Source organism: Gordonia sp. SCSIO 19800 (assembly GCF_018132775.1).
In the GTDB taxonomy this organism is placed as follows: Bacteria; Actinomycetota; Actinomycetes; order Mycobacteriales; family Mycobacteriaceae; genus Gordonia; species Gordonia hongkongensis.
Genome location: NZ_JAGRQM010000011.1, coordinates 110797 through 133193, shown reverse-complemented (window position 1 = coordinate 133193; position 22397 = coordinate 110797). Strand labels below are relative to the sequence as shown.

23 protein-coding genes are annotated in these 22397 nt (G+C 68.0%); 5 read left to right on the top strand and 18 right to left on the bottom strand.

The features are described from left to right. Positions 1-7: 7 nt before the first annotated feature. The 6 genes from KB201_RS14570 to KB201_RS14545 all read right to left on the bottom strand — a co-directional run bounded on the left by KB201_RS14570 (position 8) and on the right by KB201_RS14545 (position 5527). Positions 8-949: a diiron oxygenase gene (locus KB201_RS14570; protein ID WP_211539543.1), complete on the bottom strand. Its 942-nt coding sequence runs from the start codon at positions 947-949 to the stop codon at positions 8-10. Next, the gene (locus KB201_RS14565; protein WP_211539542.1) at positions 946-1827 is read right to left on the bottom strand and encodes a prephenate dehydrogenase dimerization domain-containing protein; all 882 of its coding nucleotides are present in this window, start codon (positions 1825-1827) and stop codon (positions 946-948) included. Before KB201_RS14565 ends, KB201_RS14570 begins: the two co-directional genes overlap by 4 nt. Then, positions 1824-3956 carry an aminodeoxychorismate synthase component I gene (pabB, locus tag KB201_RS14560; protein WP_374193928.1) on the bottom strand — a complete coding sequence of 711 codons (2133 nt, stop codon included), beginning with the start codon at positions 3954-3956 and terminating at the stop codon, positions 1824-1826. Before pabB ends, KB201_RS14565 begins: the two co-directional genes overlap by 4 nt. Before the next feature lie 10 nt (positions 3957-3966). Next, positions 3967-4365: a chorismate mutase family protein gene (locus KB201_RS14555; protein WP_211539540.1), complete on the bottom strand. Its 399-nt coding sequence runs from the start codon at positions 4363-4365 to the stop codon at positions 3967-3969. Between the two features lie 290 nt (positions 4366-4655). After that, complete coding sequence (locus tag KB201_RS14550) at positions 4656-4958, bottom strand: hypothetical protein (protein WP_065629820.1); 303 nt, start codon at positions 4956-4958, stop codon at positions 4656-4658. Further along, positions 4955-5527 carry a recombinase family protein gene (locus KB201_RS14545; RefSeq protein ID WP_065629821.1) on the bottom strand — a complete coding sequence of 191 codons (573 nt, stop codon included), beginning with the start codon at positions 5525-5527 and terminating at the stop codon, positions 4955-4957. The genes KB201_RS14550 and KB201_RS14545 overlap by 4 nt, the downstream gene beginning before the upstream one ends. A 270-nt stretch (positions 5528-5797) precedes the next feature. Here KB201_RS14545 and KB201_RS14540 point away from each other — a divergent pair, with 270 nt between their 5' ends. Next, positions 5798-6712 (top strand): alpha/beta fold hydrolase, encoded by a 915-nt coding sequence (locus tag KB201_RS14540; RefSeq protein ID WP_211539539.1) that lies wholly within the window; start codon positions 5798-5800, stop codon positions 6710-6712. Between the two features lie 146 nt (positions 6713-6858). On the opposite strand, the gene KB201_RS14535 is transcribed toward KB201_RS14540, so the two are convergent. Further along, positions 6859-7362, bottom strand: a complete 504-nt coding sequence (locus KB201_RS14535; RefSeq protein ID WP_211539538.1) for a methylated-DNA--[protein]-cysteine S-methyltransferase — start codon at positions 7360-7362, stop codon at positions 6859-6861. 108 nt (positions 7363-7470) lie between these two features. On the opposite strand from KB201_RS14535, the gene KB201_RS14530 reads away from it, so the two are divergent. Next, entirely contained in the window at positions 7471-7896 is a 426-nt protein-coding gene (locus KB201_RS14530; RefSeq protein ID WP_086536526.1) for a nitroreductase family deazaflavin-dependent oxidoreductase, read from the top strand. 80 nt (positions 7897-7976) lie between these two features. Continuing rightward, positions 7977-8453 carry a phage tail protein gene (locus KB201_RS14525; RefSeq protein WP_211539537.1) on the top strand — a complete coding sequence of 159 codons (477 nt, stop codon included), beginning with the start codon at positions 7977-7979 and terminating at the stop codon, positions 8451-8453. A 9-nt stretch (positions 8454-8462) separates the two neighbouring features. Here the strand turns inward: KB201_RS14525 and KB201_RS14520 are convergent, their stop codons facing one another. Then, positions 8463-9515 (bottom strand): fused (3R)-hydroxyacyl-ACP dehydratase subunits HadA/HadB, encoded by a 1053-nt coding sequence (locus KB201_RS14520; RefSeq protein WP_211539536.1) that lies wholly within the window; start codon positions 9513-9515, stop codon positions 8463-8465. 64 nt (positions 9516-9579) lie between these two features. Then, entirely contained in the window at positions 9580-10839 is a 1260-nt protein-coding gene (locus tag KB201_RS14515) for an oxygenase MpaB family protein (protein WP_211539535.1), read from the bottom strand. A 140-nt stretch (positions 10840-10979) separates the two neighbouring features. Between KB201_RS14515 and KB201_RS14510 the strand changes: the two genes are divergently transcribed. Then, the gene (locus KB201_RS14510; RefSeq protein WP_211539534.1) at positions 10980-11630 is read left to right on the top strand and encodes an MBL fold metallo-hydrolase; all 651 of its coding nucleotides are present in this window, start codon (positions 10980-10982) and stop codon (positions 11628-11630) included. Here KB201_RS14510 and poxB read toward each other — a convergent pair. Continuing rightward, a complete protein-coding gene (gene poxB / locus KB201_RS14505) occupies positions 11627-13363 on the bottom strand; it encodes a ubiquinone-dependent pyruvate dehydrogenase (RefSeq protein ID WP_211539533.1) in 1737 nt (578 codons plus the stop codon). The genes KB201_RS14510 and poxB overlap by 4 nt on opposite strands. Before the next feature lie 130 nt (positions 13364-13493). On the opposite strand from poxB, the gene KB201_RS14500 reads away from it, so the two are divergent. After that, positions 13494-14525, top strand: a complete 1032-nt coding sequence (locus KB201_RS14500; protein WP_211539532.1) for an LLM class flavin-dependent oxidoreductase — start codon at positions 13494-13496, stop codon at positions 14523-14525. A gap of 29 nt (positions 14526-14554) precedes the next feature. Here KB201_RS14500 and KB201_RS14495 read toward each other — a convergent pair whose 3' ends face one another. The 8 genes from KB201_RS14495 to KB201_RS14460 all read right to left on the bottom strand — a co-directional run bounded on the left by KB201_RS14495 (position 14555) and on the right by KB201_RS14460 (position 22373). Beyond that, positions 14555-15190, bottom strand: a complete 636-nt coding sequence (locus KB201_RS14495) for a GyrI-like domain-containing protein (RefSeq protein ID WP_211539531.1) — start codon at positions 15188-15190, stop codon at positions 14555-14557. A 10-nt stretch (positions 15191-15200) separates the two neighbouring features. Continuing rightward, on the bottom strand, positions 15201-16004 hold the full coding sequence (locus KB201_RS14490; protein WP_211539530.1) for an ABC transporter permease: 804 nt from the start codon (positions 16002-16004) through the stop codon (positions 15201-15203). Beyond that, the gene (locus KB201_RS14485; protein WP_211539529.1) at positions 16001-16999 is read right to left on the bottom strand and encodes an ATP-binding cassette domain-containing protein; all 999 of its coding nucleotides are present in this window, start codon (positions 16997-16999) and stop codon (positions 16001-16003) included. Before KB201_RS14485 ends, KB201_RS14490 begins: the two co-directional genes overlap by 4 nt. Before the next feature lie 31 nt (positions 17000-17030). Then, positions 17031-17516: a PPOX class F420-dependent oxidoreductase gene (locus KB201_RS14480; protein WP_205333689.1), complete on the bottom strand. Its 486-nt coding sequence runs from the start codon at positions 17514-17516 to the stop codon at positions 17031-17033. A gap of 28 nt (positions 17517-17544) precedes the next feature. Next, positions 17545-18744 carry a serine hydrolase gene (locus tag KB201_RS14475; RefSeq protein WP_211539528.1) on the bottom strand — a complete coding sequence of 400 codons (1200 nt, stop codon included), beginning with the start codon at positions 18742-18744 and terminating at the stop codon, positions 17545-17547. A 73-nt stretch (positions 18745-18817) separates the two neighbouring features. Beyond that, positions 18818-20125: a polysaccharide pyruvyl transferase family protein gene (locus tag KB201_RS14470; protein ID WP_078113815.1), complete on the bottom strand. Its 1308-nt coding sequence runs from the start codon at positions 20123-20125 to the stop codon at positions 18818-18820. A gap of 89 nt (positions 20126-20214) precedes the next feature. Further along, positions 20215-21843, bottom strand: a complete 1629-nt coding sequence (locus tag KB201_RS14465; RefSeq protein ID WP_078113814.1) for an FAD-dependent monooxygenase — start codon at positions 21841-21843, stop codon at positions 20215-20217. A 116-nt stretch (positions 21844-21959) separates the two neighbouring features. Continuing rightward, positions 21960-22373: a hypothetical protein gene (locus tag KB201_RS14460; RefSeq protein WP_065629882.1), complete on the bottom strand. Its 414-nt coding sequence runs from the start codon at positions 22371-22373 to the stop codon at positions 21960-21962. Between the last annotated feature and the right edge of the window lie 24 nt (positions 22374-22397).

Sequence of the window (22397 nt, the reverse complement as noted above, 5' to 3'; positions counted from 1 at the left end):
GCGCAGGTCAACCCAGGGCGCCGAACCGGGCGAGTAGCCGGTCGACCGCACTGCAATCCTGCAGGACTCGTCGTCTATCGGGATCCTCGGCGGACTCGCGCAGCATCGTGGCGCCGTCCGGGATCTGCTCGGCGGCGAGGATGGCCGACCAGGCGGCGCTGTCGGTCGCCGTGAACGCGTCGACGCCGTCGCGCAGCGCATGCGCCAGGACGAGCCGGTCGTCCGGGCCGAGCCGGTCGTGGACCATCGCGATCATCTCGCCGGCGACCGAGCCGTGCGCGCGCTCGTCGCGGCGATGCAGGGCGACGGTGGCTTGGTGAACCGGTTGGATCGTCCGATCCTCGGCGATCAACGTGAGGTAGTCCCCGATGGAGGTCTCGGCGACCGTCGCGTATGCCAGGGTCGTGAGCGCCGCGGCTCGTGCCGACTCCGCACGTGCGAGCGCAGCCCGATGGCGGCGCACCATCAACGACTCGGGCAGTGTGGCATCCGGGATCGTCCAGGCACGCCGACGGCGGGTCAGCGCGGAAGCGTTCAGATGCATCAGCGTGTGGTACTCCTCGTCGACCATCGACTGGACGACCGCCGCCCTCCCGGCGTCGGAGAACCCGGTGCCGAAGGCGTCCCGGAACAGCAAGCCGAAACCGGGTGTCACCACGTCTTGTTCGATGTCGACGACGTTCTTGTTGTAGGCGATCCACCCCCACGCCCGGACCCGGGACCGGCAGTTCTCGTCGAGCCCGTTCCATCCCGGATGTCCGGCGAAGGGGAGCAGTGTCTCGGGATAGTCGACGCAATCGTCGTCGTAGAGATCGTCCATGGTCGGGCCGTCGAGTTCGGGCTCGGTGCGGCGCACCGTGGCCCGCCGCGACCAGCTGCGCACCAGCCCACGGATCACCGCCGTCTCCACCGGGTCGGCGGCGTCGTGGTCGGGCAGCGTGCCGGTCACGACGCCAGCCCGGCAAACAGTTGCGCGCACAGCCCGGCATACTCGCTGCCGCGATCACCCAGCGGCGCTCCGGCCCGGGCGAGCAGCGCCGTGAACTCGTCGGTGTCGCTGTCGCAGGTGGCGGAGACCCGGGACACCGCACGCGCCAACGCATCCCGGGCCGTCGACGCGCACGGGTTCGACGACTGCACGTCCCGGTACACCTCCGGTGTCCCACCGGCGACGCGCGCCAGCATCGCCGACATCGTCATGAACGGTGGGGTGGCCAGTGTCGCCGCCTCATCGGCCTCGACGCCGAGATCGGCGAGCGCGACCCCGAACGACAGGATGGTCGCATGGGTGAGGGCCTGCACCGCGGCGCACAGGCGGTCGTGCCGATCGGCGGTGGTGACCTGCACGCGAGCGCCCCACCTCGCCAGGTCGTCGATCAGGCGGTCCACGCCGGGTCCGTCGCGATGGACGACCACCGCGATCGCCCGGCCGGGCAGACCGAGGGACGGGGCGAACATCGGGTTCACGCCGACGACCGGGCCTGTTGTGGCGCAACGGCTCTCGTCCGGTCCGCCGACGGCCGCCGCGAACCGGGTCTTCACCGACAGCGTCTCCACCAGCATCGCGGTCGGGCGCATCAGTGATCGCACCGTCCCCAGCGAGGCGACGGCGACATTCTCCGGTACCGCGAGGACCACGATGTCCGCCGCGCGCACCCGCGCGGTCGCCTCTGGGCTGGGGGCACGGATGTCGTCGCCGGAGGTGGCGTCCAGGATGTGTACGAGGTCGCCGCCACTGCGCCACCGGTCGGCGAACATGGATCCCACCGCCCCTGCTCCGCCGGCCACGACCACCGACCGCGCACCGGGGGCGGCCGATTCGGTCACGGGCCGCTCTCCTCGGCGACGGACAGGCAGCGTCGCATGGTCAGGGCCTTGACCATCGTCTCCTCGAACTCCTCGTCCGGATCCGACAGCGCGACGATCGCACCGCCGACCCCGAAGGTCACCTCGGAACCGGTCGCCACCATCGTGCGGATCACGATCGACAGGTCAGCGGTTCCGGTGAGCGAGAAGAAGCCGATCGCCCCCGAGTACACGCCCCGCGGACCCGCCTCGAGTTTGTCGATGATCTCCATCGTGCGGATCTTCGGTGCGCCGGTCATCGAACCGCCGGGAAAGGCCGCCCGCACACAGTCGACCGCCGACACCCCGTTCCGCAGCGTCCCCCGCACGGTCGACACCATCTGATGCACGGGTGCGTAGGTCTCGATGTCGAACAGTGACGGCACATGCACCGACCCCGGGACGCAGACACGCGACAGGTCGTTGCGGACGAGGTCCACGATCATCAGGTTCTCCGACCGGTCCTTCTCGCTCGCCCGTAGCGCGCATCGCAAGTGGTGGTCCTCGGTGGGATCGGCCGACCGCGGCCGTGTCCCCTTGATCGGCTTCGACTCGACCGTCCCGTCGGCACCGATCTTCAAGAACCGTTCCGGCGACGCGCTGAGCACTGACATCCCGGCGAACTGCAGCAGGGCGTTGTAGGGCATCGGGCTGATCTCCCGCAGACACGAATACCCGGACACGGGGTCGAGGCTGCGGTGCACGGTCGCCGAGTTCGTCAGACACACCTCGTACGACTCCCCGGACCGGATCTCCGCCAGACAGTCCTCGATGAGCCTCAGGTACGTCTGGCGGTTGTGGCGGAACACGATCGGCACCTCGTGGGGCGCCGGGACCAGCGGGGGAGTCGTCGCCGGAGCGGGCGTGGCGATTCGCAACTCCCGAATGGTCGACGCCGTCTCGTCCAACCACGTCGCGACATCGGGATCCGGGCTCTCGACCGGTTCCAGTGCGAGCACATACGCACACCCGTGTCCGTGGTCGATCACCACCGCGCGGTCGGCGAACACGAGCGCCGCGTCGGCCTGCTGGGAGGCATGCGCCAGCTGGCCGCCGGTGTCCGCTTTGAGCTCGTAGCCGAGATAGCCGACGTACCCCAGACAGAACGCGAACGGCAGCTCAGGTTGCGCAGCCACCGCACGCGCCCGCAGCTGGGCGTCGAGGTAGTCGAAGAAGGTGCTGCGGACCTCCTCCGCTGTACCGTCCGAATGTTCGACTCGCACAGTCATTTCCGGGACCCGGTAGGTCACATACTCGGCGTGGGGACCCGAGCAGTCTCCCATGACGGAGAAGCGACCGTCGGTCTCCTCGGCCGCCGACCGGTCGAGCCAATAGCTGTTCGGGCCACCGGCGAACAGTCGATCATAGACGCTGTTCGGGTCCACGACGTGGTCCACCCGAACCGATCGGACCCGGTAACCCTCGTGCCGATTCCCCGCCGATTCACTCCCCGCCGATTCACTCGTCGACGCCTCACTCGCCGGGGGCTCCGTCGTCGCCGACGCCCGACTCGCCCCGGCCGGGACCCCGCGGTGCGCTCGCACCCGTGTGGCCGCCGCGAAGTTGGCCAACAGCTCCCGGCCGTACTCGCTGCAGATCGACTCCGGATGGAACTGCACTCCCCACATCGGCAACACCCGGTGGCGCGCCGCCATCAGGACGCCGTCGTCGGACCACGCCTGCTCCTCCAACTCGTCGGGGACATCCACCACCGCCAGCGAGTGATACCTGACCGCCCGGAACGGGGAGGGCAGTCCCGTGAACAAGCCGCGGCCGTCGTGGTGGACGGCGCTGAGTCGTCCGTGCCGCGGCTCGGGGGCCCGTACCACCGGGCTGCCGAACAGATGGCACAGGCCCTGGTGGCCCAGGCACACCCCGAGTACGGGCAGTCCGCTGTCGGTCAGAGCCCGTGCGCTGATCCCGAAGTCGCGGGGGTAATCCGGACGGCCCGGGCCGGGGGAGACCACCACGTTGTCGAAAGCTGTCAGGTCCACCGACGTCCAGGGCACATCGTTGGCGACGACGACCGGCTCCCGGCGGTTGACCTGGGTCAACAACGCGTACAGGTTGTACGTGAACGAGTCGTAGTTGTCGATCAGCAGTGTGCGCACCGGGTCCACCTCAGTCCGCGCTCGCGACGACGGACGGGTGTCGGGCGGGGTCACGATCCGGCCCCGCTCGCTGCGACGTCTCGGTCCCGACGATCAGATCCTCGACCCGACAGGTCTCCGAGATCATGAGGTCGTAGAGGGCATGCAGGAAATCGGTGGACAGATCGTGATCGATGGCGAACCGGTGGGCGTGTTCGTGTACAGCGCCGACCCGGCGCGGCTGCATCACCGGGATGGCGTGCCGTCGTTTGAGTTCCGCGATGCGTGTGCAGACCTCGATCCGGGCCCGCACGTCTTCGAGCAGACGGTCGTCGATCCCGTCCAATTCCGTTCGCAGGGCTTCCAGTTCGCGTGCGGTGGGGTCGTCTCCACCCGGCGCACGGCTGTTGATGTTCGTCGATCGGGTCATGGCGCGACCACCTAGCAGTGTCCGAAAGTGCGGCCCGCCGACTTGACCCGCCCGACATGCGGCGCCTGCCCCCGTCCGGCATTGCGCCCGGCCCGCGTTCGCGAACCGCATCCCCCGACTCGGTCCATGGTCGCACCGAGCATGCGTGTCGCGAGGGGCGTTGACGTCACCAGGTGATCACGATTCGCCAACGACCAGTACGTCAGTGCACGAGATCCGTTGCCGGGGCGGGGGTTCGATTGCGGCAAGTCCGACCTTCCGGGCGTCGTTGCCGAGACCCTTTGCCGCGCTTACTTTCCGGCGTGCCTGAGGTGTCCGTAGAGGGCGGCGCGATAGCCGCGTGTGTAACTCGGTTCCTCGTCGTCGGGGTCCGGCGGACACGCGAGCGTCGACGATGCCAGTTGTCGCGCCCACGGTGCGGGAAGCGCACCGAGATCGGCCGCGGCATCGACGAAACCCTGCTGGAACAGGTCCGGATCGAGGTGCTCGTCGAGTTCGGCGTCGAAGATCGGGAACGACGTGGGCAGGCGCGTGACGACGCCGTACTCGGTGACGATGTCGAGTTCGGGGAGGTCGGAGTCGGGATTCTTCAACGGACCGAACGCCTCTCGGCCAGGGTGCGATACAGGGTCGCGCGGCTCACCCCGAGCTCTTGCGCGATCCTGGGTACGGAAACCCCCTGCGCGCGCATCTGTTCGGCGCGCACCACCTGATCGGCGTCGAGCGCCCGCGGCCGGCCGATCGCCGACGTGGACCCACGCAGGGTTCTCGGCGTGGAACGGTCCGACCGTCTCGGCGCGTCGTCGTCGAGTTCGGCCAGCGACGCCAGCACCGCGACGATCATCGCTCCGGCCGGGTCGGCGGTGTCGATTCCCTCGCGGAGCGAGCGCAGTCCGATGCGACGCCCGGCCATTTGGTTCGCGACCTCCATGACCTCGCGAACGTTCCGGCCGAGCCGGTCGATGCCGACGACCACCGTGGTGTCGCCGGCTCGCGCGTAGTCGAGGAGGGCGGCCATTCCGGGCCGCTGACCCGCGGGCGCGGAGCGATCGGTCGCATCGGTGTAGATCCGCGCGGGGTCCACCCCGGCATCGGTGAGCGCGTCGATCTGGGGCGCGAGTGCGTGGGCGCCGGGGGAGTCGCGTGCGTAGCCGAGGGCCATCCCCGACGGCTGTGTTGCGTCTGCTGTCACCGCGTCAGCGTATCTCAGAAGTATCGAAACAGACTCAAAAGACTCGCCGGTGTTTCGAGACATATGACGCAGCGGGGATGTTGGGTCTCGATAGTCCCAAAAAGAGTCTCGAAATAGGAGAGATGACTCAGGTGCGGCCGCGTTCGGGGTACACCCGTTCGCGCCGTTTCACCGCGTTGTGCCGCGCGGGCGTCGCGCCGGCGCTACCGTCGCACCACGGTCGTCGGAGGAGGTACATCCATGGGGCTCGCTCACTCGGACAGTCACTCGACGGAACCGCGCCTCGTCGAGACGCCGACCGGGCCGGTCGAATATGTCGACGTCGGATCCGGGCCACCGCTGGTGTTCGTGCACGGGTCCCCGGGTGGCTGCGACCAGGGGGTCCTGATGACGCGCTTCCTGGCCGGGACGCATCGCGTCATCGCGGTCTCTCGACCGGGCTACCTGGGTACGCCCCTGGGCGGCGACAATCGAGATCCGGCCGCGCAGGCGGCACTGGTCAGGGCGGTGCTGGATTCGGTGGGGATCGATCGTTTCGGGCTGATGTGCTGGTCCGGTGGCGGTCCCGTCGCCTACTCGTTGGCGGCTTCCGTACCCGAGCGGGTGTCCGCGATCGTCGCGGTCGCCGCGGTCAGCACCCGCTTCGATCCGCGGAGCAGCCTGCGCGGACGACTCGAACTGTCCGAGGAGAAGCTTCTCTTCAGTCGTTTCGGAAACTGGGTGGCCACGACGCTTGCGTCACACGCGCCGTCCACGGCCATCTCGACACTCCTGTCCGGTGAGGGAGACCTGTCGCGTGTACAGATCAGGGCGCTCACAGCGGAGATCATCGCCGATGACGACCAGCGCACGCTGGCAATCGATCTGTTCGACACCGTGTCGGGGTCGCGAAAAGCTGGCTTCGACAATGACTTCGACCAATTTCGCGACCTCGACCTACCGCTCGCGGAGGTGACCGCACCCGTGCTGGCGATACACTCCCGAACCGACGCCGACGTCCCGTTCGATCAGAGTGTCCATGCCGCGCAGACGCTGCCCGATGCTCGCCTCGAAGCCGTCGACGAGGGAACGCACCTGTCGTTGTGGCTCGGCTCGGACGCTCCGAGGCTGCAGTCGCTGGTCGTCGAACATCTATCCGGGGCGTCGCGCACATGACGCTCGACGCTCGAGGATGCCGGATCACGAACTCACGTCGCGTGCGACATCGGTTCGCTGATGCGACTTCGATCGAGGTCGCGTAGACGGATTGATGTCGCATGCGACATCGATCTCAGGGCCGGCGTAGTCGGCTGGGCTCCTGATCAGAACAGCGTCGGCGGGAGAGCGCCCTCGAACTCGAGCAGCCAGCGTTTGGTCGCCAGGCCCTGACCGTCCGCGCCGCCCGAGTAGCCGCCGAGTCCGTCGCCGGCGACGACGCGATGACACGGGATGATCAACGGCAGGGGATTGATCCCCATGATCGTGCCGACGCCGCGCGCAGAGACCCGCGTGCCGCTCATCGCCGCGAGTTCGCCGTAGGTGACCGTGTCGCCGTGGGCGACCGTCCGGTGCAGCGTCGACAGGACCGCCCGGGCGGCGTCCGACATCCGGTCGAGATCGACAGGCAGGTCGAACTCGGTCAGGTCACCGGCGAAATAGGCGCGGATCTGTCGAATCGCCTCTGCGAGAACGGGATCGATGGTCTCGTCATCGGTCGGTACGTCGGTGGTCACTCGCCAGGCCACGCGCACGACGGCCGATCCATTGCTGTCGACGGCCACGGTGCCGACCGGCGTCGGTACGAGAGCACGGCATGGTGTGGCCATCGGTGAGATCTCACGGTCGAGGTCAGGTCCCGCCACACAGTATCGGAGAGTCACGACACAGACGGCGCTGCGGGGAATACCCGGCCGAGCTGTGGTGTTCCGCCCACCATGAGTGCTAACGCAGAGTTGAGTCCTGAAGGCTGGGTCCGCGAGCAGACCGAGAAGATCCTGGAGCAGGGCACGACCGACGGTGTGACCGTGATGGACCGTCCGATCGTCCTGTTCACCACGACCGGCGCGAAGTCGGGCAAGAAGCGCTACGTCCCGCTGATGCGCGTGGAGGAGAACGGCAAGTACCTCATGGTCGCCTCGAAGGGCGGCGCGCCCGAGCATCCGGCGTGGTACCACAACGTGAAGGCGAACCCCCAGGTGACCGCGCAGGACGGTACCGAGGTGAAGGAATTGACCGCGCGCGAGCTGAGTGACGGCGAGGAGCGCGATCACTGGTGGGAGCTGGCCGTCGCCGCCTTCCCGCCCTACGCCGAGTACCAGACGAAGACCGATCGGCAGATCCCGGTGTTCGTCCTCGAGTGAGCGTCGCGCTGCATCGATAAAGCCCCCGACCGCGGTCGGGGGCTTTACGCTGTCTGAGGCAACCTGCCGGAGGGAGAGTCATGGGTGACGTGATCGACTTCAAGCAGGTCTCCACCGCGGGACTCGAGAGTTCACCGGTCGCCGAGGCGTTGGCCGGCCTCCGGGCCAACGAGGCCCGGTATTACAAGACGAAGTACGGGCACGATTTCGTCGTCGTCCCGGCATCGGAAGCACCCGACATCCTCGACCGGGTGACCACGATCCTGGCGAACGAGCGCGACATCACCATCGCGTCGCCGGCTCTTGAGGTCAGCGACTTCGAGGTGGGCCCGGACGACGGCAGACTCCACATGTCGTACGTGTTCTACGAGTCGGGCCTGGCCGTCAACGTCATGTACAGCATCGACCCCGCCGGGAAACGTGCTGTCGGGTTCAAGCTGTCCGAGGGTATGGACGTCCCGGCCGAGTTGGAGGCGAAGTTCAAGTTCGCCCGCCAGAAATCGAAACTCGCCGGCGTCATCCGCGGGTCCTACTTCGTCATCAAAGGGGAGTACTGACCCCGACGGTCACTTGAAGCGGATGTTCAGGGTGGCGAGACCGAAGATCTTGCGGCCACCCGACTTCGCCACCACGATGACGACGCCCGTTCGGGTCGCCGGATCGAGCGACTTGATCCGCCCGCTGTACTCGATCTCCCCGCCCTCGGCGCGGGACACGACGGCGGGCTGGGACAGGCGCACCGCGTACCGGGTCACGGCACCCGGATCGCCCGACCACGAGGACACGTACGCCGCCCCGAGGCCCATGGTCAGCATCCCGTGGGCGATCACATCGGGGAGGCCCGCGAGCTTCGCACTCGTCTCGTCCCAGTGGATCGGATTGGCGTCGCCGGCGACACCGCCGTAGTTGACCAGGTCGCCGCGGGACAGTCGGATGGTGTGCGGCGGGAGCTCGTCGCCAACGCTCAGGTCGTCGAAGCTCCGGGCCCCGGAGGTGCGACCCGTGTCATCGGCGGCCGGGACATCGCGCTCGGGGCGAACCGTTTTCACGTATCGTTGGGCAGCCTCGTCGTGGCTGAAGATGTTGACGTCGTGCATCATCACCTTGCGAACCGCACTGCTCAGTTCGGGATCGACCTCGTCCGCGGTCACGCCGACGACCGTGGTGTGCATGGTGTGCACTCGTTCGCTCGCGGCGTCGGTCATGGTGTTGGTCACGGTGATCAGGTCTTTGCCCGCGATCCGACGAACGCTGCTCAGCTCGACGTCGGTGGTCAGCTCGTCTCCGGCGACGATCGGCCGGTGCTGTTCGAAGACCTGCTCGGTCTGCACGTAGGTGTCATATCCGACGATGACCTTCTCGAAGAGTTCCCGGTTGGCCGCCATCGCCGGGATCGAGGTGAAGGTGAGCGGCGTGACGAGTCCCGAATAGCCCAGTGCGGCTGCGGCTTCGGGTTCCCAGTGCGCGCCGTGGTAGTCCTGGACCGCGCGGGCGTACTCGCGCACCTTCTCGCGTCCGACCTGGTACGAGCCGTCGAGGACGTAGTAGTGCCCGACTCGGGATTCGATCCCGGCGGGATCATCGGCGGTCGTGGCGGTGGTCGTCGGAGTGTGCGTCACCCCGAACACGCTAACGGTGTACCGATCCGAGTCCAACTCCGGAGTAACCTTCCGGTCGTCGCCGTCAGCGTCGGAGCCCCTTGCCGTGGGCGTACTCCGCCGGGCGACCCGAGGTCTGCCAGTCGTGCCAGTTCTCCCGATGGCGGCACATCCACTTCTCGTGAAGTCGACGGAATCGAGGTGAGAGTCGACGGGTGGTTTCGACGACGATCACCACCGGTAGTCGGAGCACGATGACGAGCATCCCCGGAACCGGACTGGGCATCCGGTAGCGCAGCCGCGTCGTGGGCAGCATGTAGACGCTCGAGTACGCCGCGTACATCGCCGCGTTGTATGTGCCGCGCAACCGCTGCAAGCCGGTCGACCCGCGCTTCGCGAACGCGGCCGGGAACGACTCGATGAGCTCTGCGCCGTCGGCCCCGGCGTCGTAGGTGCGGGTGGACGTGACGAAGGCCAGCAATCGCAACGAGTCGGCGATCGTTTCCGGATACCACTGCGTGCGCACCCCGAGTAGGTGGCCGAGGTAGCGCTGATAGTGCAGCAGGACGCGGATCTCGCGGGGTGTCGTCTGTATTCCGGTCAGCCACAGCGCCATCGCGGGCACCACGCTGCCGCCCAGCAGGGTCAGTAGTTGGTAGGACTGACTGATCGGGTCGCCCCAGCGTTGGCGGTCCCATTCCGGGTGTTCGGCGACGGTGCGCCGGACCCACACGTGCATGATGCGTACCCGCATCGCCGTCGCACGACCCTGCGACCCCGGCGTGAGCAACGCGTCGGGTTGCGAGACGTCGATCCAGAAACGCGAGGTCTCCAGGAACCGGCGCAGAGCGTTGTCGCCCGCATAACCCCCGGCCAGCGAGAGCGGTTTCGCGACCGCGGCCTCGGTGTACATCTCCAGGGTGATCCCCCCGGCGACGCTGAACAGGCCGGTACCCCACCGGCGCCAGATGGCCTCGCCCTCCGCGATCAGCTCGGGGTCGACCCAGTCGGGCACCGTCTCGAACTCCTCGAACAGGTCGACCAGTGCGGGCGGGGGATCGTCGATGCTGTCCAGGCCGTCGGTGAGTGCCTGATCGAGCAGGGCCCGGGCCGCCTCGCCGCCCAACGTGCCGTAGACCTCGTCGACGAAACGTTCGGCCACGGGGTCGGTGCGGAACATGTCCTCGGCGAAGGTGCGGAGGTTCTCCGGCTCCGGGAAGAGGTCTTTGCGGGTGAACTGCCGTACCAGCGCCCGCACGCCTCGCAGACGCTGGTTGGTCATCGCGGACTCGTAGGCGACCGCCGCCGGAAAGGCAGGAGTATCGGGTGGCAGCGAGGTGGACACGGGGACTCCTGACGTGAGACGGATTCCTAGATGTGTATCACCCGCGGTGCTCTGCTGACCAGTCGGCAACGGCGTCTTGACTTCAAGTGAACTCGAAGTTGCACCGTGGTGGGACATCCAACCAACTCGTGGAGGTATCGATGCGCCGCGTATTCGCCGACCTGTGGGAGACCAGCTCCGACAACCCGTTTCCGGGACTGACCACGCATGCCTACCTGTGGAGGTCGGCTCGAAACGTCCTCTTCTACTCGGTTGCGTCGGATTCCGAGTTCGATGAGCTCTACCGCCTGGGCGGGATCGACGAGCAATATCTGTCGCATCAGGATGAGGCCGGGCCGCTGCTGGCCGCGATTAACGAACGATTCGGGACGACACTGCACGCTCCTTTCGCCGAAGCGGACCGGATCGGCCGCTACGCGCGGATCGGGGTGGGGCTCGCGGACCGGCACACGGACGGCAACGGGGTCGAGGTGATCCCGACACCCGGCCATTCCCCGGGTAGCACGAGCTACCTGGTGCACGGCGCCGACGGCGACCGCTACCTGTTCACCGGGGACACCCTCTATCGCAGCGAGTCGGGGCGGTGGACCGCCGGGTATCTCCCGGGCATCAGTGACCCCGTCCAGCTCGCGGGGAGCGTCGAACTGCTGGCCACTCTTGCCCCGGACGTCGTCATATCGAGCGCGTATGCGGGGGAGTCAGCCGTTCACCGTGTCGACACGTCCACCTGGACAGCCGGTGTCACCGAAGCGATTCTCGGCCTGCAGGTGGCTGCGGACCGAAACGCCTAGTCGAACAGCCGCCGGAAGAGATTGGTCTCGGCGAGGTCGACCAGTTCGTCGCCGCGTCCGGACAGTACGGTGCGGAGCGCGTACAGCGTGAAGCCCTTGGCCTGGGCGGCGGTGATCGTCGGCGGGATGGACAGCTCCTGCCGAGCGGTGACGACATCGAGAAGCGCCGGACCATCGTGGGCGAGGAGCTCGTCGACCGCACCGGCCAGGTCGTCCGGCCGCTCGACGCGCCGACCGTGGATACCGAGCGACTCCGCCAGCGCGGCGAAGTCCGGATTCTTTAGGTCGGTTCCGTAGTTGACGAATCCGGCCGCCTTCATCTCGACCTCGACGAAGTTCAGCGACGAGTTGTCGAAGACGACGATCTTCACCGGCAGGTTGTTCTGCGTGATGGTCAGCAGCTCGCCGAGCAGCATCGCGAGCCCGCCGTCGCCGGCGAGCGCAACGATCTGGCGGTCCGGGAAGGCGGTCTGTGCGCCGATCGCCTGGGACACGGCATTGGCCATCGAGCCGTGGGTGAACGAGCCGATCAGGCGACGGGCCCCGTTCATCTCGAGGTAGCGCGCCGCCCACACCACCGGTGAGCCGACGTCGGGGATGAACACCGCGTCGCGGTCGGCTTTCTCGCTGATCAGGCGAGTCAGGTACTGCGGGTGGATCGGTGCCCGGTTGCGGTCGTTGTCGGCGAGGTCGTCGAGGCGGCGACGTGCCGTGGCGTAGTGGGCCAACGAGGTCGACAGGTGTTCGGAGTCGCGGCCGGTGGAGATCTTCGGCAGGAGCGCACGGGCGGTGTCGCCGACATCGCCGACGAGTGGCAGGTCGACGGGGCAGCGTCGACCGATCTGCTCGCCACGGATGTCGACCTGGATGATGGTCGCCTTCGACGGATAGAACTGTTCATAGGGGAAGTCGGTGCCCAGCATGAGCAGTGTGTCGCACTTCTCGATCGCCCGGTATCCGGACGAGAAGCCGAGCAGCCCGGTCATTCCCACGTCGTAGGGGTTGTCGTACTCGATGAATTCCTTGCCCCGCAACGCGTGCACGACGGGGGCCTGCAGGGCACGGGCGAGCTCGACGACCTCGTCGTGAGACCCCTGCACCCCCGCCCCGGCGAGAATAGTCACGCGCTCGGAGGCGTTGAGAGTGTCTGCGGCGCGGTCGATCTCGGCATCGGTGGGCCGGGTGACCCGCGGGATACGGCGGATGGGGGCGCCGGCGCGCCGTTTCGGGCACGGCGCCAGGAAGGTCTCGCCCGGGATGACGAGGACCGCCACATCCTGTTTCTCGACCGCGGTGCGCAGGGCGATGTCGAGCAGGCGCGGCATCTGGTCGGGCGTGCCGACCATCTCGCAGAAGGCGCTGCATTCCCGAAACAGCTGCTCGGGGTGGGTCTCCTGGAAGTATCCGGTGCCGATCTCCGTCGCCGGGATGTGCGCGGCGATCGCGAGGACCGGGACACGACTGCGGTGTGCGTCGAACAGTCCGTTGATCAGGTGCAGGTTGCCGGGCCCGCAACTTCCCACGCACACCGCGAGTTCACCGGTGAGCGCGGCTTCGGCGGACGCGGCGAACGCCGCCGACTCCTCGTGTCGCACATGTCGCCACGAGATGGTGTCGTTTCTCCGCAGGGCATCGGTGAAACCGTTGAGTGAATCACCGGGCAACCCGTGGACGTGCCGGACTCCGGCGCGCTCGAGTTCCTCGACGATCCTCTCCGCGACAGTGGGCGGCATGGCGATCCGTTCGGTCGGCGGCGGTGTGCCCCGACTATAGACGCGGCGCGCCGGTGTGACTTTCGAAGAATTCGACCCACCCTGATTCGCCGACATGTCTCCGCTGCCAGACGGTGTGAAAATCGATTGCATGCCACGACGCGGTGAACCACTCCGGAAGCTCGGTTTCCTGACGATCGGACGCTTCGACGGTGACGACCCGCGCCCCGGTCACCTCGAGACGCTCCGGATGATCGAGCTGGCCGAGCAACTCGGCTTCGACAGCGTGTGGGTGCGCAACCGGCATCTGCAGTGCGGCATCTCCTCGCCGGTGGCCCTGCTGGCGGCCGCGGCGGTGCGCACCAGTCGCATCGAGCTCGGTACCGCGGTGATCCCGCTCGGTCTGGAGAATCCGCTGCGGCTGGCCGAAGACCTGGCGACGGTCGACATCCTCAGCGGGGGACGGCTCAACCCGGGGGTCTCCGTCGGTGTGCCGATGCGCTACGACGACTTCAAGACCGCGCTGTATCCCGAAACCCATGCGCTGGAGAATTTCTCGAAGGACCGGGTGGTGAGGCTCCTGGACAACCTGCGGGGCGAACCCGTCAGCGACTTCGAGGGCACCGTCGGGATAGAGACGTTCTCCCGACGGGTGCAACCGCATTCGCCGGGTCTCGCCGATCGGGTCTGGTACGGAGGTGGATTGAGCTCGGCGATCTGGGCGGGCCGGCAAGGCATCAACTATCTGACGTCCTCGGTGGTGACCACCGAGGGCACGGAGTCGCGCGACTTCGCGACCATCCAGGCCGAACACATCGACGCCTACCGTGCCCATCACGTTAACCCCGACCGTGCGCGCGTGTCCCAAGGGCTCGTGGTGATCCCCACGGATTCCGCGACCGCGGACCAGATCCGCAAGTACCGGGCGTATGCCGACAGTCGGTTCGAGCGCACGCTCACCCCGCAGGGTCCGCGAGGCCTCCTGTTCTCGCCGGATCTCGTCGGACCGTCCGATGAACTCGCCGAGAGACTGTATGAGCACGCGGGATTCCAACGCGCCACCGAGGTGGCCTTCGCGTTGCCGTTCTCCTTCGACGAGCCGGACTACCTGCAGATCGTGGGTGATCTCGCCGGGCAGCTCGGACCGGCACTCGGATGGACGCCGGCCGGCGGGACTTCGTAACGAGAAACCCTGCTTTCAGCCATCTTTCGCTACGGGATGATGGAGGACGAGGACTCGACCGGTTGACGCAGCAGGGTCCGAAGTTTCTCCGGAGCTACTCGGCGGAAGTCGCTGAAGTAGATCTCATGGTGACGGCCCGACATGCGTAAGCCGTTGTCGGGTATGAACCGATCGTGCATCTCGGCCAGCGCCGGCCCCTCGTCGTCGAAGGGCCCGTGGTGCAGCGTCTGAACGCACGACCCCTCGTCCAACGACTCCGTGCGTAGATCGGCGAGACGCGGCGGCGGCTTCGTCGCGCCGGCCCCGAGAACAGCGGCGTCGAGCAGATCCTCGCCGATCCAGTCGGGAACCATCAGCATGAGCGTCCAACTCCAGCGGCACTTGTCCCGGGCGCCGGTGAAGGTGCTCATGTCGTCGGCCCACCAGAGCCCCTCGAGAGGCGGGACGACGTAGTCACGGCCGAGTTCACGACTGCTTGCGAACTTCAGCTTGTACGCGACCGGATACAGCGTCTCGATCGACGCCGCGAACTGTGGTGTCGAGTTGGGGTCGCCCGATCCGTCGATCATCAGGTAGCGCATGGCCGGAACGTCGAGAATGCGGAACTGGCCGCGCCGCGCCTTGTACGAGTCCAGCGTCTTCTTGAAGTCCACCTTCTCGGGCACGCCCTCGACACTATCCGGGAATGCGTCGCCGCTCATAGGTTCGCAGCGCGAGAAAGTCTGCGGCCCCGCCGATGGCGAGACTCCAGGCGAGCGAGGCGACAACACTCGCGGTGGGGACCGGGGCGTCGGTGAGGGTTCCGCGCAGGACCTCGATGACGGGGGTGAAGGGCTGATACTCGGCGAATTGCCTCAGGCCGGTGGGTAGGGATTCGGCCGGTACGAAACCCGTGCTGAGGAACGGCAGGATCGTGAGGAACATCGGTGTGTTGCTGGCGGTCTCGACGCTCTTGGCCGCCAGCCCGAGGTAGACCGAGAGCCAGATCAGCGCGACGGAGAACACGGAAGTCACGCCGAGCGCGCCCAGCCAGTCGAGCGGACCGGCCGACGGCCGGAATCCGATACCGACCGCGACGGCGAGGACCACGACGATGCTGAACAGCGCCTGCAGGAGGCTGGCGAGTACGTGACCGGTGAGGACAGCGGAGCGAGCGATGTCCATGGTGCGGAAACGGTTGATGATCCCCGAGGTCATGTCCATGGCAACGACGATGGCGGTGCCCTGAACCGCCGACGCGACAGTGACCAGCACGATCCCGGGCACCACATAGTCGAGGTAGGCGGCCCGCCCGCTGTCGCCGGACTGCGTGGTCATCCCGGCGCCGAGCTGGCCCCCGAACACGAAGACGAACAGCAGCAGGAAGACCACCGGGATGCCGACCAGCATCACGGTGAGCACCGGGAACTTGATGAGCCGCCGAACGTTGCGGCGGACCATGACCCGCGAATCCGACACCGTGTGTGTCAGGGTCGTCATGAGGCGGCTCCGGACGGATCCGGGTCGGTGGCACCGGGTTCGCCGGTGTCGGCATCGGCGGCCGCGGAAGCGGGATTGCCGGTGAGCGCGAAGAACACATCGTCGAGGGTCGGGGCGTGGACACCGACGTCGGTGACCGTGATGCCGGCGGCCTCCAGCTGGTTCAAGGTGGTCTGGACAGTGGTGACGGTGTCGTCGGTCGCGATGTCGAGGCGTCGTGCTTCGGGAACCGGACGCGCATCCGGCAGAAGCGAGGCCGCCTTGTCGAAGGAGTCGCGGTCGGCGAAGGTCAGGCGCACCTCGGAGTCGTGCACCCGGCTCTTCAATTCGGCGGCGGTGCCCTCGGCCACGATGTGGCCGTGGTCCAGGACGGCGATGCGGTCGGCGAGCTGGTCGGCCTCCTCGAGGTACTGCGTGGTGAGGAAGATCGTGACGCCTTCGGCGGCGAGCCGGGAGATGGTCTCCCACAGCATCCGTCGACTCCTGGGGTCGAGACCCGTGGTCGGTTCGTCGAGGAAGATCACTCGCGGAATGGACACCAGAGTCATGGCGAGATCGAGGCGCCGACGCATGCCGCCGGAGTAGGTCGACACCGCGCGGTCGGCGGCCGCGATCAGATCGAACTGCTCGATCAACTCCTGGGCGCGGGCCTGTCCGTTGCGTCGGCCCAGCCGTCGTAGGTCGGCCATGAGCACCAGATTGTCGCGCCCGCTGAACAATTCGTCGACCGCGACCGACTGGCCGGTGACACCGATCATCGCGCGCACCGCACGCGTCTGCGCGACCGTGTCGTATCCGCCGATCGTCACCGTCCCCGAGTCGGCGGGGAACAGGGTCGACGCGATGCCGACGGTCGTGGTCTTGCCGGAACCGTTCGGCCCCAGCAGGGCGGTCACGCTGCCGGCGGGTATCTCGAGATCGATGCCGTCGAGAACGCGATGTCCGCCATAGCTTTTCGTCAACCCGCGGATCTCGATGTCGGCGCCGGTGGTCAACCGATCGGGTCCGTCCGGCGGGCCGGTGCGCTCATCGGTCCTGCGCGTCGAGCCGGGCCGCGACCTCGGCGGGGAATCCGCCGGTGGCCACCGGACCCCACCTCGTCGGCGTGATGCGGATCAGCGACTTGCCCTGTGTTCGCATCGCCGCTCGGTACTCGTCCCAATCGGGGTGCTCACCGGAGATGCTGCGGAAGTAGTCGACGAGCGCGTCCTCGGCCTTGGGCATGTCGAGGACCTCGGCATCACCGTCGACCTGGACCCAGGCGCCGTTGAAGTCGTCGGAGAGCACCACGACACTGGCCACCGGCGTGTGCCGGAGGTTCGCCGCCTTCGCCCGGCCGGGATAGGTCGAGATGACGATGCGGCCCTGCTCGTCGACCCCACCGGTGACCGGCGACATCTGCGGGCTGCCATTGGAACGGACGGTGCTGAGGATCATGTGGTGGCGCGGCCGGATGAACTCCAGCAGTTCGGCACGGTCGACACCATCGGCTTTCGCGACTGTTCTGGCCATGCGCCGACCTTACGCCGGGACCGGGGTCTCAGGGCAGCGCGGCGATGAGGCCGGCCTGGACGGCGCTGACCGGGGTCGTCGACTTGCCGTCGACCGTCATCGCGTCGTCGGTGTTGATCACGATGATGATCGTCGTGTCCGAATCGTAGTTGTGGAACAACGAGGTGTTGTATCCGGGGAAATCCCCGTCGTGACCCCACCATCCGTCGCGGTTGCCGATACCGATTCCGTATCCGGAGGTGGCGGTGTTCGGTGGCGGCGAGGTGAGAATCGAATCCCGGCGCAGTTGCTGGGTCGCCGGATTCAGGACGCCCTGCCCGGTGAACAAGGCCTCACCCCAGCTCTGCAGGTCGTCGACGGTCGAGATGACGGCACCGGCGGTGGACGCGAAGGACGGATTCCAGCGCGTCGAGTCGACCGTCTGCCCGTCGGGCTGACCCTGATCGGTGAGGCCGTCGAGATGCGGATCGGGGATCTCGACCGACCCGCCGGGCCACGAGGACTCGTCCATGCCCAGGGGCGTGAAGATCCGGTCGGCGAAGACCTCGCCGATGGGTTTCGCGAGCACCTTCTCGATGACCAGGCCCAGCAGGACGTAAGTAGTGTTGGAGTACTCCCAGCCCTGCCCGGGCGGAAAGCTGGGTGGCAGCGCCTTCGCGGTGTCCACCAGTTCGGTGGGCGTCCAGACGGATTCGGGGTCGGCGAAGAACTTCCGGTCGAAGGACTCGGACGCGGTGTACGACGGGATGCCGCTGGTCATGTCGGCGACCTGGCGCAACGTCGCGCTGCCGTTCGGGGCGTCCGGGACGAACCTGTCGATGCGGTCGTCGAGCGAGACGCGGCCCTCCTGGACGAGCTGCAGCAGCAGGGTGGCCGTCATCGTCTTGGTGAGCGAGCCGATGCGGGTGTGATCCGCCGCCCGGATGGGATCGTCCCCGCCGGCCGCCCGGACCCCGGACGTCCCCGTCCAGGTTCCGGCCGGTGAGATGACCCGGGCGATGACGCCGGGGAGATTCCCGGCGGCCCGGGTGTCGTCGATCGCCTTCTGGAACGCCGCCGCGGTGTCGGCCGGCACCGAGGTCGTCTGACCCGAGCCGGGCGCTGCACTCGACGATCCCGCACCGGATGCCGTCTCCGAGGGTGAGCATGCGACGAGGCCGAGTACGGCCGCTGCACCGATCGTCACCATGCGGAGGAGGGCCGTGGCGCGCACGGGGTTTCGGCTCATGTGGTCACTCTAACGGCAGGTCGGCGCACCGAGGCGACTTGGCGCAAATGGGACAACGTCCGGGGCGGGTATGTCAGATGCGGTGCGCCAGCGCCGGCGAGACCGGGTAGATGTCGACGGCCGTGGCGAGCTTCGAGGCGACGGCCCGCTCCCGCGCCACCGGGTCGAAACCCCGCCCGTACGGCCGGTCCGGGACGGACGTACCGGAATCCACCACCGTCCAGTCCGAGCCGGCCTCGACCAGTGACCAATGTTTGGTGGTGTAGTAACCCGGCATCGCCGCGACCGCGATCCCGGGATCGCCCGCGGCCGCGGCCATCAGGTGCGGGTGGAACCGCGTGCTGATCCAGGTGTTGTGGTGACCGGCGGGCAACCCGTCGTTCCAGACGTCGCGGAAGGTGCGCACGGTGGCACCGGCCAGACGTGTTCCGAGCCGGTAGGGAACCTCGTAATCGTGCCCCGGGATTCCCTCGACGACGGTGACCGCCGAACCGGGTACGTCCCAGGCGTCGAGCGTCGCCCGCACGAAGTCGGCCAGGGCTTCGACGCCGGTCGCCCGCGGTCCGGTGAACCGCTCCGTGAGATCGGACTGCAAGCACAGGACGACGCCGTTCTCGGCCGGTGTGTCCATCTCGCGATACAGCGGAGGTCGCGGTCGGTGCAAGGCCAGCCACGCGTCGTCGCCGGAATGCCGTGCGCCGACGACGCCGTCGAGCACGTCGTACGACGCGGTGTCGCGCACGTCCACGACGTCGAATGCGGCGAACGCCTCGGTCAACGCCGCCCACGCCCGGCCCCGCAGCGCGGGCACGAGTCCCTGACCTGTCGCGGCGAGACGCGCGCCGGATCGCCGGGCCACTGCGGCAGCTGCGACGAACAACGAGACGTGGTGCGGCCACACGGTGTTGAGATAACCGCCACCGAGCAGGTGGATGGTGGTCGCCGAACCCAGGAGGTCGAGCCCGGCGGTCAGTCGCGGCGCCAGACCGGAGTCGAGGGCGGCGGCGGCGACCCACTCCCAGGGCGCGGGTTGTTCGGCCTCCGCCGCGTATGTGGTCAATTGCCACAGGGTGTCGACGACGAGCATGTTCGGGTGGGCATCGCGCAGCAGCGTCGTGGCCGTGCCCGGGCTGTGGCAGTCCAGCACGATCGTGGCATTCGGACGCACCCGGGTCAGGTGCCGCAACCAGGTTCTTGCGATCAGTTCGTCGCCGTAGTTCGGGTGGCCGGCCGGTGCCACCAGGTAGATCACCTCGCCGGCACCCATCGCGCGGCCGAGACGTGATTCGGCGGAGCGCTGCCGGACCGAGGTGCCGATGCGGTCGGCGAGCACGCCCGCGGCCCGGAACAGGGGGCGGTTGGGTGCCGGTCTGCTGGTCACGATTCCCAAGGTTACGGCGTGCGCGGCCGGTGGCCCCGGCCGGACAGAGATCGAACGACATGGCCGCGCGCCGGTACGAGGTGCCGCCGCTACCCGAAGGTGCCTTCGAGATGACGCAGCGCGGCCTTGCCGTCGGTGGTCGGCCCGCGGTACCCGACATACCCGTCGGGCCGGATGACGAACACCGTCGAACCGTCGGGGCGGTAGCCATCGGTGAAGCGGCCGTCGGTGTCCCGGAGCAGCGGTAGTTCGGTGCTGCCGACCTGCGCGGTCGGCGCGGCGATCACATGGATGTCGAGGTGGCCGTGCGCTTTCGCCGACATCTCGTCGGCGAGTGATTCGAGCGCCGCGACCTCGTCGGCGCCGGCGGTGGGGTCGGCGTACAGGACGAGCGAATGGTCGACGCCGCCGATCACGTCGAACAGTCGCAGCGGGAAATTGACGGAATCGCGGCTGAGGCCGGCGGCATCCGGTGCGCGTTCACCGGCGCGCGGTGCGGCCGGCGCCGTGGGTACCGCCGACCCGGCGACGAGCGGACTGTCGGCGTAGGAGATCAGCAATTGGCCCTCGCGCCGCATGATGAAGTCCAAGTCGTTGGAATCGGTGCCGATGCCTTCGCGGGCGTCCCGGACCGTGCGTCCCACGACCTCCTCGCCGACGGGCCGACGTTCGAGGTCGTAGCTGTCGAGCAGCCCGTCGGAGCCGACACCCGCGACGGCGAGGGCGAGCTTCCAGGCGAGGTTGTGTGCATCCTGCACGCCGGTGTTCATCCCCTGCGCACCCGTGGGCGGGTGGATGTGGGCGGCGTCGCCGGCGACGAACACGCGTCCACGACCGTAGGAATCGACGATGCGGTGACTGATCCGGAACACCGAGGACCAGCGCAGGTTCGACACCGTCGCGGGTTCCGGTGCGAGGCGGTCGACCACGGCCTGGATGTGGGACAGTTCCGGCGCCCGGGTTCCCTCGAAACCGTGCGCCACACCGTCTCCGCCGGTGGTCGGTGCGACCGCGAGTTCGTCGGGGACGAGCATCGACATCCGGTAGCGGCCGCGGCCGGGAAGGGGGATGCACACCAGTTGGTCGTCGGTCGTGCCGTCCGCGGTCTGGTGCATCGAGCGGATCGCGTACCCCTGGGGCATCGACCAGTCCGCCACGACGTCGCCGAGCATGTACTGCTCGGTGAAGGCGGCCCCTTCGAAGGACAGCTTGAGTCCCTTGCGCACCACGCTGTGGGCGCCGTCCGCGCCGAGCAGATAGCCCGCACGGACGGTGGTGTCCCCGTCCGGACCCGTGAGCGTCACGGTCACCCCGTCCGCGTCCTGGTCGAACGCGGACACGGCGGTGCCCCGGTCGACCTCGGTACCCAGATCGGTCAGGCGCTCACGCAGGATGCGCTCGGTCGCGTACTGGGGGAGCAGGTGGAATCGGTAGGGCACGTCGGGTGGCGTCGACAGATCGACCCGCGAGACCTGACTTCCGTTGACGTAGACGAGTTGTCCGCGCATCTCGAGCCCGGCGTCGAGCACCTGTTTCACGACGCCCATGCTCTCGAAGACCTCGAGCGTCCGCGGTTGGATCCCGACCGCCTTGGCGTACTGCGGGGGTTCGAGGAGCGGATCGACGATCCGCACGCGAACTCCGCGCCTGCGCAGCTCGATGGCGGCGGTCAAGCCGATGGGGCCCGCGCCGGCGATCAGGACATCGACTTCGGTCATGGAATCCTCCCGTTGTCGGCAGTCGCCGACGCTCTGAGGATTATCGGGCGGGTGGCATCCCACCGCCACCAGAACGGAGAAATCGGACGTCAAACGGACGGTCGACTCCGGCCCGGTCACCTCGGGATGGCGGCGGGGCCGATCGTCCGGGCGCCCAGTTGCGCGACTCTGGCCCGCAATTCACGGTCGGCGGTGACGACGATGCGCTCGCGACGAGGATCTGAATCCGCGACGACGCCGACGATCGTGTCGTCCCCCGAACCCGGCGCGTCGACGATCCGGACCTGTTCGCTCGCCACGACACCGCGGGCCCGACCCTCGACGACGAGCACCACCTCGAGTGGCCCCGGCAGTCCTTCGAGTCCGCCGACGGCGACGGAGTCGAGACGCGTCCGCAACCGTTCGGTGGCTCCGCGGCGATCGCGCCACCACCCGTCGGGCACCGAACCCACGACGTTGGCGGCGTCCACGACGAGCAGGGGCCGGTCGTTTGGGGTGCGATCGTGCCGGGGTCCGGACGGTTCAAGCATGCCGACCATCAGTCCACATCCGGC

What these genes read in the sequence shown, in the direction of transcription:
- KB201_RS14555 (WP_211539540.1), bottom strand. Translation starts at nt 4,365, where the DNA reads ATGACCCGATCGACGAACATCAACAGCCGTGCGCCGGGTGGAGACGAC.
- KB201_RS14545 (WP_065629821.1), bottom strand. Translation starts at nt 5,527, where the DNA reads ATGGCCCTCGGCTACGCACGCGACTCCCCCGGCGCCCACGCACTCGCG.
- KB201_RS14540 (WP_211539539.1), top strand. Translation starts at nt 5,798, where the DNA reads ATGGGGCTCGCTCACTCGGACAGTCACTCGACGGAACCGCGCCTCGTC.
- KB201_RS14535 (WP_211539538.1), bottom strand. Translation starts at nt 7,362, where the DNA reads ATGGCCACACCATGCCGTGCTCTCGTACCGACGCCGGTCGGCACCGTG.
- KB201_RS14530 (WP_086536526.1), top strand. Translation starts at nt 7,471, where the DNA reads ATGAGTGCTAACGCAGAGTTGAGTCCTGAAGGCTGGGTCCGCGAGCAG.
- KB201_RS14525 (WP_211539537.1), top strand. Translation starts at nt 7,977, where the DNA reads ATGGGTGACGTGATCGACTTCAAGCAGGTCTCCACCGCGGGACTCGAG.
- KB201_RS14510 (WP_211539534.1), top strand. Translation starts at nt 10,980, where the DNA reads ATGCGCCGCGTATTCGCCGACCTGTGGGAGACCAGCTCCGACAACCCG.
- poxB (WP_211539533.1), bottom strand. Translation starts at nt 13,363, where the DNA reads ATGCCGCCCACTGTCGCGGAGAGGATCGTCGAGGAACTCGAGCGCGCC.
- KB201_RS14500 (WP_211539532.1), top strand. Translation starts at nt 13,494, where the DNA reads ATGCCACGACGCGGTGAACCACTCCGGAAGCTCGGTTTCCTGACGATC.
- KB201_RS14490 (WP_211539530.1), bottom strand. Translation starts at nt 16,004, where the DNA reads ATGACGACCCTGACACACACGGTGTCGGATTCGCGGGTCATGGTCCGC.
- KB201_RS14480 (WP_205333689.1), bottom strand. Translation starts at nt 17,516, where the DNA reads ATGGCCAGAACAGTCGCGAAAGCCGATGGTGTCGACCGTGCCGAACTG.
- KB201_RS14475 (WP_211539528.1), bottom strand. Translation starts at nt 18,744, where the DNA reads ATGAGCCGAAACCCCGTGCGCGCCACGGCCCTCCTCCGCATGGTGACG.
- KB201_RS14465 (WP_078113814.1), bottom strand. Translation starts at nt 21,843, where the DNA reads ATGACCGAAGTCGATGTCCTGATCGCCGGCGCGGGCCCCATCGGCTTG.
- KB201_RS14460 (WP_065629882.1), bottom strand. Translation starts at nt 22,373, where the DNA reads ATGCTTGAACCGTCCGGACCCCGGCACGATCGCACCCCAAACGACCGG.